The following is a 14799-nucleotide window of genomic DNA, read 5'->3' on the forward strand; positions in this document are numbered from 1 at the left end:
ACCAAATGTATGGTCAGCCCACACACATTGAACCAGTTCTTTCAGCCCCCCCAGGTCTGTCAGACCCGCCGTGCAAACGTATCGCTATGAGTACCCGAAACTTTGCGGCAATGCACCAGCGCATCGCGAATCATAAAGTTCACCAGCGTCGGCGAAACCCCCAGTTCCTTGGCGATGTCTTTTTGCGGCACGCCGTGCAGGCGGTACATCTCGAACGCGTAGCGAGTGCGCTTGGGCAGTTCGGTCAGTGCGTCGGCGATGTTTTCCAGGGTGGAGAAATTGATGTGGGAGGTTTCCGGTGAAGCGCCATGAATAACCACATTCAAGCCTTCCTCTTCGGGCCCGGAGTATTTCAGTTCCAGAGCCTGTTTGCGGTAGTGGTCGATGGCCAGGTTGCGCACGATCTGGAACAGGTAACTGAGTTGAGCCTTGAACGAAGAAGTGATCTGTGGCGCCGATTGCAGCCTGAAGTAGGCGTCTTGCACCACGTCTTCAGCACGGGAGCGGCAGCCGGTGATACGTGCTGCGATCTTGACCAGAATCAGCCGGTTGTCGACAAAGGCCTGGAGTAGCGGTGAGTCGCACCTGCTTGTGGATACTTGTTCCGTCATGGAAATCACCTTGCTGCAAATAAGGTTAGTGGAGGGCGTCCGTGCTGAGTCCTCCTACACATCGGGCAACAAATTATGCTTAATGATAATGATTGTCAAATGAGAAGACGAACTAATCTTATGTCTTGTTGTGAGGTGTGAACCGCGTCTCGCTTACCCCACGATGACTAATTATTTGCAGGCGCCATCCGTTCTCATGGGTGACAGGCCAGTTAACAAACCGGCCAAGGATTAGCACCCGCAGGAGGACAAAATGGGTTCGTGTCTTGAGAACAGCGTGTTCCAGGTAGGGGTGGTCTGAAATGAGCACGCCGAGTCGATTGCGCCTGTTTTGCCTGCCTTATTCAGGCGCCAGCGCCATGGTCTACAGCCGCTGGCGCAGGGCATTACCGGATTGGTTGCAGGTTTGTCCGCTGGAGCTGCCGGGTCGCGGCATGCGCATGGATGAGCCGTTGCAACGCGATATCAAGGCCCTGGCCGCGCAACTGGCCGATGAAATCAGCACCGAACTCGATGGCCCCTACGCCTTGTTTGGCCACAGCCTCGGCGGCCTGCTGGCGTTCGAGTTGGCCCATGCCCTGCACATGCGTGGGTTACCACAGCCGCTGGCGCTGTTTGCATCCGGTACTGCTGGCCCGGCCCATCGCGATGTCAGCGAATACGCCGTCGAGAAAACCGACGAAGAACTGATCGCCCGCTTGCGTGAACTCAAGGGCACGGCAGAAGACGTCCTCGCCAACCACGAGCTGATGCAGTTGATGCTGCCGATCCTGCGGGCCGACTTTCTCCTCTGTGGCAGTTTCCAGTACGGCGAGCGCGAGCCGTTGTCGATGCCGATCCATGTGTTTGGCGGCAAACAGGACAGCGTGCGTGCCGAGCAACTGCTGGACTGGCAGGAAGACACCGCCACCGGTTTTTCCCTGGACATGTTTGACGGCCATCACTTCTTCCTCGTGCAGCAGCAAGACAGCGTGTTGCGCTGCCTCAGGCGTTATGCCGACGAACACTTGGCCCGCTGGCGCAATGGCGCGGCGCGGCATTTGGCCCAGGCGACCGGCTGAAAAAGCCATTGCCTCCCTGGCCACACATTCCCTCGATTTCCCCGTAAGCCGATTTCAGGCAGGAACCCCATGATGGACGCCTTCGAACTTCCTCGTACCCTGGTCCAGTCCCTCCAGCATCGTGCCGCGCAGACCCCGGATCAACTGGCCCTGCGTTTTCTGGCCGAGTCCGCCGAGCAAAACGTCGTCCTCAGTTACCGCGACCTGGACCTGCGTGCCCGCACCATCGCCGCCGCCTTGCAGGCCACGGCGGGCCAGGGCGACCGTGCGGTGCTGTTGTTCCCCAGCGGTGCGGATTATGTCGCGGCGTTTTTCGGCTGCCTGTACGCCGGGGTGATCGCGGTGCCGGCCTATCCGCCGGAGTCCACCCGTCGTCATCACCAGGAGCGGCTGCTGTCGATCATCGCTGACGCTGAGCCACGGTTGTTGCTGACCACCACGGGCCTGCGCGATTCGCTGGCGCAGATAAATGCAGCACCGCCGTTGCTGTGTGTCGATGATTTGGATAGTGGGATCGCTGACCGCTGGATCGCCCCGAACCTGGCAGGCGATGACATCGCCTTCCTGCAATACACCTCCGGCTCCACGGCGCTGCCCAAGGGCGTGCAAGTTACCCATGGCAACCTGGTAGCCAACGAACTGCTGATTCGTCGCGGTTTTGGCATTGATCTCAATCCCGACGATGTGATCGTCAGTTGGCTGCCGCTGTACCACGACATGGGCCTGATTGGCGGCCTGCTGCAACCGATCTTCAGCGGTGTGCCTTGCGTGTTGATGTCGCCGGCCTACTTCCTCGGCCGGCCCTTGCGCTGGCTGGAAGCGATCAGCGAGTACGGCGGCACTATCAGTGGCGGGCCGGATTTTGCCTACCGCTTGTGCAGCGAGCGGGTCAGCGATTCGGCCCTGGAACGCCTGGACTTGAGCAAATGGCGTGTGGCCTATTCCGGCTCCGAGCCGATCCGCCTGGACACCCTGGAACGTTTCGCCGAGAAGTTCGCACGCTGCGGTTTTACCCCGAATAATTTCTTCGCTTCCTATGGTCTGGCCGAAGCGACTCTGTTTGTCGCTGGCAGCACTCGTGGCCAAGGCATCCCGGCCTTGCGCCTGGACGAACAGGCGTTGGCCGCCAACCGCGCCGAGCCGGGGCCTGGCTGCGCGATCATGAGTTGCGGCACCAGCCAGCCCGAACACGCGGTGCTGATTGCCGACCCGCAGACCCTGGCGGAACTGGCCGACAATGCCGTCGGCGAAATCTGGGCCGCTGGCCCGAGCATCGCCCACGGCTACTGGCGCAACCCCGAGGCCACCGCCGAGACCTTCGTCCAGCACGCCGGCCGCACCTGGCTGCGTACCGGCGACCTGGGCTTTATCCGCGATGGCGAGGTGTTCATCACCGGTCGCTTGAAAGACCTGCTGATCGTGCGTGGCCACAACCTCTACCCCCAGGACATTGAACAAACCATCGAGCGCGAAGTGGAAGTGGTGCGCAAGGGCCGGGTCGCCGCTTTTGCGGTCAATGACCAGGGCCTGGAAGGTATCGGCATTGCCGCCGAAATCAGCCGCAGCGTGCAAAAAATCCTGGCGCCTGAAGCGCTGATCAAGGTCATCCGCCAAGCCGTGGCCGAGGCCTATCAGCAAGCGCCGTGCGTAGTGGTATTGCTCAACCCTGGTGCATTGCCGAAAACCTCCAGCGGCAAAGTCCAGCGGTCCGCCTGCCGTAATCGCCTGGCCGATGGCAGCCTCGACAGCTACGCGCAGTTCCCGCAGTTGCACGCGCAAACAAGCGATAGCGCCCGCCTGGAATCCGAGTTGCAAGGCCGCATTGCCGCCATCTGGTGCGAACAGTTACAGGTGGCTCAGGTTGGCGCCGACGATCACTTCTTCCTGCTGGGCGGCAACTCCATCAGCGCCACCCAGGTGGTCGCCCGCCTGCGGGAAAACCTGGGCCTGGAATTGAACCTGCGCCTGCTGTTCGAAGCGCCGACCCTCGCCACCTTTGCTGCCAGTGTTGCGCAGTTGCAACAGGACGGCGGCGTGGCCCAAGGCTCGATCCATGCGTTGTCGCGCCAGGACGACCTGCCGCAATCCCTGGCGCAAAACCGTCTGTGGATCACCTGGCAACTGGACCCGCAGAGCAGCGCCTATACGATTCCCGGCGCCTTGCGCTTGCGCGGGGCGTTGGATGAAGACGCGGTACGCGCCAGTTTTCAGCAGTTGATCCAGCGCCACGAAGCCCTGCGCACGCGCTTTTTTGAACGTGACGGCCAGGCGTTCCAACGGGTCGACGCCACCACCGCTTTCGAGCTGCAAGTCATCGACCTCAGCAACCTGCCTGCCTTTGAGCGCGAAGCCCGCGCCCAGCAAATCCGCGAAGACGAAGCCCGTACCCAGTTCGATCTGGAGAAAGGTCCGCTGCTGTGGGTGACCTTGGTGCGCTTCGACGATGAAGACCACCAACTGCTGGTGACGATGCACCACATCATCGCCGACGGCTGGTCGCTCAACGTGCTGATCGACGAATTCTCACGCCTGTATGCTGCCGCGTCTCAGGGACAAACCATCGAACTGCCGGCCCTGGCCTTGCAGTACGCCGACTACGGCAGTTGGCAGCGCCAATGGCTGTTCGAGGGCGAAGGTCAGCGGCAGTTGGCCTATTGGAAGGAGCAGTTGGGCGACGAGCACCCGACCTTGAGCCTGGCCACAGATCATCCGCGCTCGGCCCAACAGCATCGCAGCGCATCACGCCTCAGTGTGCGGTTGGGCGCGAGCCTGGGCGAAGCTATTCGCCAGACCGCCCAGGCCCATGAATCCACGCCGTTCATGCTGTTGCTGGCGGCATTCCAGAGCCTGCTGCACCGCTACAGCGGCCAGCGCGACATTCGCATCGGCGTGCCCAACGCCAACCGTGGGCGCCAGGAAACCCAAGGCCTGATCGGCTTCTTTATCAACACCCTTGTACTGCGCGCCGAGCTGGACGCGCGTCTGCCGTTCAGCGAGCTGTTGGCGGCAACCCGTCATGCCGCCCTGGGCGCCCAGGCGCATCAGGACCTGCCGTTCGAGCAACTGCTGGAAGCGTTCCCGCAAGCCCGCGAACAAGGCCTGTTCCAGGTCATGTTCAACCACCAGCAACGCGACCTCAGTGCCTTGCGCCGTTTACCTGGCCTGCTCGCCGAGGAGTTGCCGTGGCACAGCCGCGAAGCCAAGTTCGACCTGCAACTGCACAGCGAAGAAGACCGCAACGGGCGCTTGAGCCTGTCCTTCGACTACGCCGATGAACTGTTCGATAGCGCCACGATCCAGCGGCTGGCCGAACACTTCGTCAACTTGCTGCAAGCGGTGTGCGAACAACCGCAACAGGCCATTGGTGACCTGACATTACTCAATGCCGACGAGCACGCGCAGCAACGCCAATGGAGTGAGGCGCCGTGCCTGCCGGCGCAACGCCTGCTGCCGGAGCAACTCAACCAACACACTTCGGAGCGCACCGCGCTGGTGTGGCAGGACGCCAGCCTGACCTTTGCCCAGTTGCACACCCAGGCCAACCGCCTCGCCCATTACCTGAGCGACAAAGGCGTCGGCCCCGACGTGTGTGTGGCGATTGCCGCCGAGCGCTCGCCGCAACTGCTGATCGGCTTGCTGGCGATCCTCAAGGCCGGCGGCGCCTACGTGCCGCTGGACCCGGATTACCCGACCGAGCGCCTGGCGTACATGCTCAAGGACAGCGGCGTGCAACTGCTGCTCACGCAAACCCACTTGCTGGAACAACTGCCTGCGGCCGAGGGCGTCTGCGTCATCGCCATGGACAGCCTCAAGCTCGACAGTTGGCCGAGTCACGCGCCTGGCCTGCACCTCAATGGCGACAACCTCGCCTACGTGATCTACACCTCCGGCTCCACCGGCCAGCCCAAGGGCGTGGGCAACACCCATGCTGCCCTGGCCGAGCGTTTGCAGTGGATGCAGGCCACGTATCAACTCGACGAAACCGATGTACTGATGCAAAAGGCGCCCATCAGTTTCGACGTCTCAGTGTGGGAGTGTTTCTGGCCGTTGATCACCGGCTGCCGCCTGGTACTGGCCGGCCCCGGCGAGCATCGTGATCCTCATCGCATCGCGCAGTTGGTGCAGGAGCATGGCGTGACCACGCTGCACTTCGTGCCGCCGCTGTTGCAGCTGTTTGTCGATGAGCCGCAGGCGGGCGAATGCACCAGCTTGCGTCGGCTGTTCTCCGGCGGCGAAGCCTTGCCCGCGCAGCTGCGCAATCGGGTGTTGGCGCAATTGCCGGCGGTGCAACTGCATAACCGTTATGGCCCGACCGAAACTGCGATCAACGTCACCCACTGGCACTGCCGCGCCGAAGATGGTGAGCGTTCGCCGATTGGCCGGCCATTGGGCAACGTGATTTGCCGGGTGCTGGATGACCAGCTCAATTCGCTGCCGGTGGGTGTGCCGGGTGAGTTGTGCATCGGCGGAGTGGGTCTGGCCCGTGGTTATCTCGGCCGTGCCGGGCTGACGGCGGAACGCTTTGTCGCCGACCCGTTGGGAGAAGAGGGCGCACGCCTGTACCGCACCGGTGACCGTGTGCGCTGGAGCACCGACGGCGTGCTGGAATACCTCGGTCGTTTGGATCAGCAGGTCAAGCTGCGCGGTTTTCGCGTTGAACCGGAGGAAATCGAGGCCCGCCTGCTGGCCCTGGGCGGCATCGCCCAGGCCGTGGTGCTGGTGTGGGAAACGGCTGCCGGTGCGCAGTTGATCGGCTACTACACGGCCAGCCAACCGCTGGATGAACAGGACGTGAAGGCGGCCCTGGCTGCCGAGTTGCCGGAATATATGGTCCCGGCGCAACTGATGCGCCTGGACGCCATGCCCCTGAGCCCCAGCGGTAAAGTCGACCGCCGTGCGCTGCCGGAACCCGTCTGGCAAGTGCGTGAGCACGTCGAGCCGCAAACACCGTTGGAACAGCAAATCGCCGCTATCTGGCGCGAAGTGCTGGGCCTGCCGCGTATCGGCCTGCTGGATGATTTCTTCGCATTGGGCGGCCATTCGCTGCTGGCCACGCAGATCATCTCCCGCACCCGCCAGGCCTGCGACGTCGAGCTGCCGCTGCGCACCTTGTTCGAAGCCAGTGAACTGGGCGATTTTGCCGAACAAGTACGTTTGATCCAGGCCTCGGGGCAACGCAATCAACAGACAGCGATTGCCAAAGTCGACCGCAGCCAGCCTGTACCGTTGTCCTATTCCCAGCAGCGCATGTGGTTCCTCTGGCAGATGGAGCCGGACAGCCCGGCCTACAACGTCGGCGGTATGGCGCGGCTGCGCGGGGTGCTGGATGTCGGGCGCTTCGAGGCGGCCTTGCAGGCCTTGATCATGCGTCATGAAACCCTGCGCACCACCTTCCCGAGCATCAATGGCGTGGCGCAGCAGAAGGTCGCGGCGCAAACCGGGGTGCGCATGGACTGGCAGGATTTTTCCGTGCTGGATGAGCAAACCCGTCAGCAACGCTTGCAGCAATTGGCCGACGGCGAAGCCCACACGCCGTTCGATCTGGAAACCGGCCCGCTGCTGCGCGCCTGTCTGGTCAAGGCCGGCGAGCAGGAACACTACCTGGTGCTGACCCTGCACCATATCGTCACCGAAGGCTGGGCCATGGACATCTTTGCCCGTGAACTCAGTGCGCTTTATGAAGCCTTTATCGACGAGCGCGAATCACCCCTGGAACCGCTGCCGGTGCAGTATCTGGATTACAGCGTGTGGCAGCGCCAGTGGCTGGAGTCCGGCGAGCGCCAACGCCAGCTGGATTACTGGACCGCGCAATTGGGCACTGAACATCCGCTGTTGGAACTGCCCAGCGACCGACCACGGCCGCCAGTGCAAAGTCATCAAGGCGAGCTGTACCGTTTCGACCTCAGCGATGACCTTGCCGCCCGCGTGCGCAGTTTCAACGCCGAGCGTGGCCTGACCCTGTTCATGACCATGACCGCCACCCTCGCCGTGTTGCTCTACCGCTACAGTGGCCAGACCGACCTGCGCATTGGCGCGCCGGTGGCCAACCGCATTCGTCCGGAAAGTGAAGGGCTGATCGGTGCGTTCCTCAACACTCAGGTGCTGCGTTGCCAACTCACTGGGCAGATGCGCGTCGGCGAGCTGTTCGAGCACGTGCGCCACACTGTGATCGAAGGGCAATCCCACCAGGACTTGCCGTTCGACCATCTGGTGGAAGCCCTGCAACCTCCCCGCAGTGCGGCCTACAACCCGCTGTTCCAGGTGATGTGCAACGTGCAGCGCTGGGAGTTCCAGCAAAGTCGCCAACTGGCCGCAATGACCGTCGAGTACCTGGCCAACGACGCCCGCGCCACCAAGTTCGACCTCAACCTGGAAGTCACCGACCTCGACCATCGCCTGGGTTGCTGCCTGACCTACAGCACCGACCTGTTCGACGAGCCGCGCATTGCGCGCATGGCCGAGCATTGGCGCAACTTGCTGGAAGCCTTGATTGCCGATCCTCAGCAGCGCCTGAGTGAGTTGGCGCTGCTGCAAGCCGATGAGCAACGCGCCCTGCAAGACAGCCTTGGTATTGAAGCCGGTGAACATCACCTTGATCAATGCATTCACCATCTGTTCAGCGCACAGGCCCTGGCCCGCGGCGATGCGCCAGCGCTGACCTTTGCCGAGCAGACCTTGAGCTACGCCGAGTTGGACGGCCGCGCCAATCGCCTGTCCTGGATGCTTCGCGAGCGCGGTGTCGGCCCGCAGGTGCGGGTTGGCCTGGCGCTGCCGCGTTCCCTGGAAATGGTCATCGGCCTGCTGGCGATTCTCAAGGCCGGCGGCGCCTATGTGCCTCTGGACCCGGAATACCCGCTGGACCGCCTGCACTACATGATCGAAGACAGCGGCATTGGCTTGTTGCTCAGTGATGCGCCGATGTTCGAAGCGCTAGGCGATCTGCCCGCCAGCGTCAGCCGCTGGTGCCTGGAAGATGACCTGCCGCAATTGGCCAATTACCCCGCCAGCGAATTGCCGTCCATCAGCCTTGCGCAACATCAGGCCTACTTGATCTACACCTCCGGCTCCACTGGTAAACCCAAGGGCGTGGTGGTGTCCCACGGTGAAATCGCCATGCATTGCCAGGCGGTCATCCAGCGTTTTGGCATGCGTGCGGATGACTGTGAACTGCACTTCTACTCCATCAACTTTGACGCCGCCACCGAGCGCCTGTTGGTGCCGTTACTCAGTGGGGCGCAGGTGGTGTTGCGCGCCCAGGGCCAGTGGGATGCCGAAGAAATCTGCGGGCTGATTCGCCAACATCGCATCAATATCCTTGGTTTTACTCCCAGCTACGGCAGCCAGTTGGCACAATGGCTGGCCACGCAGAACCAGACGTTGCCGGTGCGCATGTGCATCACCGGCGGCGAAGCGCTGACCGGCGAGCACCTGCAACGCATCCGCGCTGCGTTCCAGCCGGCGCTGTTTTTCAACGCCTATGGTCCGACTGAAACGGTGGTCATGCCGTTGGCCTGCCTCGCCCCGGAGCATCTGGAAGAGGGCGCTGGCAGCGTGCCGATCGGCAGCATTATCGGTGCGCGTGTAGCCTATATTTTTGACGCCGATCTGGCGTTGGTTCCCCAGGGCGCTACCGGCGAGTTGTACATCGGCGGTGCTGGTCTGGCACAGGGTTATCACCAGCGTGCGGGCATGACAGCCGAGCGCTTTGTCGCTGATCCGTTTGCCAGTGGTGGACGTCTTTACCGCACCGGCGACCTGGTGCGCCAACGCGCCGATGGACTGGTGGAGTATCTGGGGCGTATCGACCATCAAGTGAAGATTCGTGGTTTCCGTATCGAGCTGGGGGAAATCGAAAGCCGTCTGCTGGAACACCCAGCGGTGCGTGAAACTGTGGTGCTGGCCCTGGAGTCCCCAAGCGGCAAACACCTTGTGGCCTATCTGGTCAGTGATGAGGCGGATCACAGCGCCTTGCGCGAATCCCTCAAGGCTCATCTCAAGGCGCAACTGCCCGACTACATGGTGCCGACGCACCTGATGGTGCTGGACAGCATGCCACTGACCGCCAACGGCAAACTCGACCGCCGCGCCTTGCCGCAGCCGGACCCGCAGGCCAATCGTCAACACTACGTGGCGCCGAGCAACGAGCTTGAGCTGACCCTGGCGGCGATCTGGTGCGCGGTGCTTAACGTGCAGCAGGTTGGGCTGCACGACAACTTCTTCGAGCTGGGCGGGGACTCGATCCTGTCGATCCAGGTAGTGAGCCGGGCGCGGCAGGCGGGGATTCATTTCAGCCCTCGCGATTTGTTCCAGCACCAGACCGTGCAGACCCTGGCAGCCGTCGCTATCCGATGCGAGCAGATCAGCGCCGAGCAAGGCGTGCTGACCGGCGCCTCTGGCTTGACGCCGATCCAGCACTGGTTTTTCGATACCGAGATCCCGGCCCGCCATCACTGGAACCAGGCGTTACTGCTGGCGCCGGTGCAGGCCCTCGACCCCCATCGCCTGGAACAGGCGCTGCTGGCGGTGCTGGAACATCACGATGCCCTGCGCCTTAGCTTCACCTGGCGCGATGCTCAGTGGCACGCCGAACACTTGGCGGTGCCGGAAGGCGGCGTGCTGTGGCTGGCTCAAGTGCCGGACATGGAGCCGTGCGCTGTGCTGTTCGCCGACGCCCAGCGCAGCCTTGACCTGGAGCACGGCCCGCTGATACGCACCTTGCTGGTGGATGGACCGCTGGGCCAGCAACGCCTGCTGATCGCGATCCATCACCTGGTGGTGGATGGCGTGTCCTGGCGGGTGTTGCTGGAAGATCTGCAAAACGTCTATCGCCAACTGAGCGACGGCCTGTCCGTCAGCCTACCGGCCAAGACCAGTGCGTTGCGCGACTGGGCGGCTCGTTTGCAGGCCTACGCCAGCAGCGAATCCCTGCGCGAAGAGTTGAGCCTATGGCAGGAGCAGTTGGCCGGGCCGGCCGTTGAATTGCCAGTGGATCGCCCGCAAGGTTCGCTGCACAACCGCGACGCCGAGACCATCAGCGTGCGCCTGGATGCCGAGAGCACTCGGCAATTGTTGCAACAGGCACCGAGCGCCTATCGCACCCAGGTCAACGACCTGTTACTGACGGCATTGGCCCGTGTGCTGTGTCGCTGGAGCGGCCATGAATCGGCGCTGATCCAGCTGGAAGGCCACGGTCGTGAAACCCTGTTTGATGAAATCGACCTGACCCGCAGCGTTGGCTGGTTCACCAGCGCCTACCCCTTGCGCCTGACACCTGTGCAAATCGAAGAGGCCGCCGGGCAGGGCGCCTCGATCAAGGCGATCAAGGAACAACTACGTGCAGTGCCGCATAAAGGACTGGGTTATGGCGTGCTGCGCTACCTGGCGGACGACCTGTGCCGCCAGGCCATGGCCGCTTTGCCAACGGCGGCGATCACCTTCAACTACCTCGGCCAATTCGACCAGAGTTTTGATGGCGACGCGTTGTTCCTCCCGCTGGAGGAGTCTGCAGGCCCGGCCCATGATCCGGACGCGCCTTTACCCAACGAGTTGAGCGTCGACAGCCAGGTCTACGGCGGCGAGTTGGTGCTGCGCTGGACCTTCAGCCGCGAACGTCACGACAGCCAAACCATCAGCGAATTGGCGGATGCTTATCTGGGTGAGTTGCAGAGCCTGATCGAGCATTGTCTGCGCGATGATGCCGGCGGCCTCACGCCGTCCGACTTCCCGCTGGCGCACCTGACCCAATCGCAACTCGATGCACTGCCGGTGCCAGCCAGCGCCATTGAAGACGTCTACCCGCTGACGCCGATGCAGGAAGGCTTGCTGTTGCACACCCTGTTGGAACCGGGCACCGGCCTCTACTACATGCAGGACCGTTACCGCATCAACAGCGAACTGAATCCCGAGCGCTTCGCCCTGGCCTGGCAGGCAGTGATTGCCCGTCATGAAGCCTTGCGCGCCTCGTTCTGCTGGAACGTTGGCGAAGATATGTTGCAGGTGATCCACAAGCCGGGTCATACGCCCATCGAGTACCTGGACTGGAGCAATGAGCTGCAAACTGAACAGGAGCCGCGTCTGCAAGCGCTGCTCAAAAGCGAGCGCGAAGCTGGCTTCGATCTGCTCAACCAGGCGCCTTTCCATCTGCGGCTGATCCGCGTCGGCGAGGCCCGTTACTGGTTCATGATGAGCAACCACCACATCCTGATCGATGCCTGGTGCCGCTCGTTGTTGATGAACGATTTCTTCGACATTTACACGGCGTTGGGCGAAGGCCGCGCCGCGCAACTGGCAATGCCGCCGCGCTATCGCGACTACATTGCCTGGCTGCAACGCCAGAACCTGGCCGAGGCGCGCCAATGGTGGCAGCAGAACCTGCAAGGCTTTGAACGCACCACGCCGATCCCCAGCGACCGGCCATTCCTGCGCGAGCACGCGGGCCACAGCGGTGGCATGGTGGTGGGCGACTGCTACACCCGTCTTGAGGCACGGGACGGCGCGCAACTGCGGGAGTTGGCCCAGGCTCATCAACTGACCGTCAACACTTTCGCCCAGGCGGCATGGGCTTTGGTGCTGCGGCGCTTGAGCGGGGATCGCGACGTGCTGTTTGGCGTCACCGTGGCCGGGCGCCCGGTGGACATGCCGCAGATGCAGCGCACCGTCGGCCTGTTTATCAACAGCATCGCCCTGCGGGTCAAGTTGCCCGAGGACGACCAGCCGTGCAGCGTGCGTCAATGGCTCAGCGGTTTGCTCGACAGCAATATGCAACTGCGTGAGTACGAATACCTGCCGCTGGTAACGATCCAGGAACACAGCGAATTGCCCAAGGGCCAGCCACTGTTTGACAGTTTGTTCGTGTTTGAAAACGCCCCGGTGGAAGTCTCGGTTCTGGACCGTGCACAAAGCTTGAATGCCACCTCGGATTCGGGCCGTACCCACACTAACTTCCCGCTGACGGCCGTGTGCTATCCGGGTGATGACCTGGGACTGCATCTGTCCTATGATCAGCGCTATTTCGACGAAACCACGGTGCAAGGCATGCTCGGCGAGTTCAAGCGCCTACTGCTGGCGCTGGTGCAGGGTTTCCATGGCGACATGGCCGACCTGCCGCTGATCGGCGAACAGGAGCGCGAGTTCCTGGTGGAGGGGTGTAACCAGAGTGAGCACGACTACCCGCTGGAGCGCAGCTATGTCGAGCTGTTCGAGGCGCAGGTGGCGCAGCACCCACAGCGCATCGCCGCCAGTTGCCTGGATCAGCAATGGAGTTACGCCGAGTTGAACCGGCGCAGTAACCGCCTGGGCCATGCGCTGATTGCGGCAGGTGTCGGGCTGGATCAGCCGGTGGCGTTACTGGCCGAACGTAACCTCGATTTGCTGGGCATGATCATTGGTAGCTTCAAGGCTGGCGCCGGTTACCTGCCGCTGGACCCGGGGCTGCCGAGCCAGCGTCTGAGCCGGATCATCGACTTGAGCCGCACGCCGTTGCTGGTGTGCACTGAGGCTTGCCGTGAACAGGCGCGGGTATTGTTGGAGGAGTTTGCCTGCACCGGGCGGCCGAAGTTGCTGGTTTGGGAGGACGTGCTTGGGTCAGAGGACAATCCCGGGATCTACAGTGCCCCGGATAACCTTGCGTATGTGATCTACACCTCAGGGTCGACCGGACTGCCGAAGGGCGTGATGGTCGAGCAGCGCGGCATGCTCAATAACCAGTTGAGCAAGGTGCCATATCTGCAACTGACTGAGGCCGATGTAATCGCGCAAACGGCCTCGCAAAGCTTCGACATCTCGGTCTGGCAGTTCCTTGCTGCGCCGTTGTTTGGCGCGCGGGTGGATATCGTGCCGAATACCATTACCCATGACCCGCAAGGGCTGCTGGCCCATGTTCAGGCTCAGGGCATCACGGTGCTGGAAAGCGTGCCGTCACTGATCCAGGGCATGCTCGCCCAGGAGCGCATGAGCCTGGACGGTTTGCGCTGGATGCTGCCCACCGGCGAGGCGATGCCGCCTGAATTGGCCCACCAATGGCTGCTGCGTTACCCGGATATCGGGCTCGTCAACGCCTATGGGCCGGCGGAATGTTCGGATGACGTGGCGTTCTTTTGCGTCGACCTGGCTTCGACCCGTGGCACGTATCTGCCGATCGGTACACCGACCGACAACAACCGCTTGTACCTGCTGGACGGCACACTGGAGTTGGTGCCCCAAGGCGCCGTCGGTGAGTTGTGTGTGGCTGGCACCGGTGTAGGTCGCGGCTATGTCAGCGATCCATTGCGCACTGCTCAAGTGTTCGTGCCGAACCCGTTTGGTGCGGCTGGCGAGCGGTTGTATCTCACCGGCGACCTGGCACGGCGGCGCAGTGACGGCGTGTTGGAATACGTCGGGCGCATCGACCATCAAGTGAAGATTCGTGGTTACCGTATCGAACTGGGCGAAATCGAAGCCCGCCTGCACGAGCAACCAGAAGTCCGCGACGCCGCCGTTGGCGTGCAGGAAGGCGTTAACGGTAAGTATCTGGTGGGTTATCTGGTGGCAACCGACGCGGCTCTCAATTCGAATGAGCGCCTGGACCGTATCAAGCAACGCCTGCGGGCCGAGCTGCCGGAATACATGGTGCCGCTGCATTGGCTATGGCTGGACCGTCTGCCGCTCAACGCCAACGGCAAACTCGACCGCAAGGCCTTGCCATCCCTGGAAATCGGCCAGTTGCACAGCCAGGACTACCTGGCGCCGCGCAACGAACTTGAGCAAACCCTGGCGGATATCTGGGCCCAGGTGCTGAACGTCGAGCAGGTCGGGGTGCAGGACAACTTCTTCGAGCTGGGCGGGCATTCGTTGCTGGCGACGCAAATTGCCTCGCGGGTGCAGAAGGCCCTGCAACGGGATGTGCCGCTGCGGGCGATGTTCGAATGCAGCACGGTGGAGGCGTTGGCGGGGTACATCAATGGGCTGGCGGCCAATGACATCAGTGCCGAGAAGGTGGATCGGTTGAGTGATTTGATGGCGCAGCTGGAGGGACTTTAAGGTGCTGCGGGCGCTCACCCAGGGTGATGAAAGGTGAGCGTCCGTTGGTCGGAAAGCTGTTTTTTGCCGATCAGAACTGTCAATTCTGACAGTAGGCAAGACCTGCGTTC

Annotated in this window: 3 protein-coding genes; 2 read left to right on the top strand and 1 reads right to left on the bottom strand. The window is 62.4% G+C overall.

What is annotated here, in order from left to right; all coding sequences use genetic code 11:
- Positions 1–59: 59 nt before the first annotated feature.
- Positions 60–611: an RNA polymerase factor sigma-70 gene (locus ACZRKZ_RS23895; RefSeq protein WP_133098807.1), complete on the bottom strand. Its 552-nt coding sequence runs from the start codon at positions 609–611 to the stop codon at positions 60–62.
- Positions 612–913: 302 nt separating this feature from the next.
- Here ACZRKZ_RS23895 and ACZRKZ_RS23900 point away from each other — a divergent pair, with 302 nt between their 5' ends.
- Positions 914–1672 carry a thioesterase II family protein gene (locus ACZRKZ_RS23900; RefSeq protein WP_463982930.1) on the top strand — a complete coding sequence of 253 codons (759 nt, stop codon included), beginning with the start codon at positions 914–916 and terminating at the stop codon, positions 1670–1672.
- Positions 1673–1741: 69 nt separating this feature from the next.
- Complete coding sequence (locus ACZRKZ_RS23905) at positions 1742–14689, top strand: non-ribosomal peptide synthetase (protein ID WP_463982931.1); 12948 nt, start codon at positions 1742–1744, stop codon at positions 14687–14689.
- Positions 14690–14799: the final 110 nt, after the last annotated feature.

It is taken from the genome of Pseudomonas sp. c313, assembly GCF_055407145.1.

Bases quoted from the DNA above. Each gene is read 5' to 3' on its own strand.
- ACZRKZ_RS23900 (WP_463982930.1), top strand. From the start codon at position 914: ATGAGCACGCCGAGTCGATTGCGCCTGTTTTGCCTGCCTTATTCAGGC.
- ACZRKZ_RS23895 (WP_133098807.1), bottom strand. From the start codon at position 611: ATGACGGAACAAGTATCCACAAGCAGGTGCGACTCACCGCTACTCCAG.
- ACZRKZ_RS23905 (WP_463982931.1), top strand. From the start codon at position 1,742: ATGATGGACGCCTTCGAACTTCCTCGTACCCTGGTCCAGTCCCTCCAG.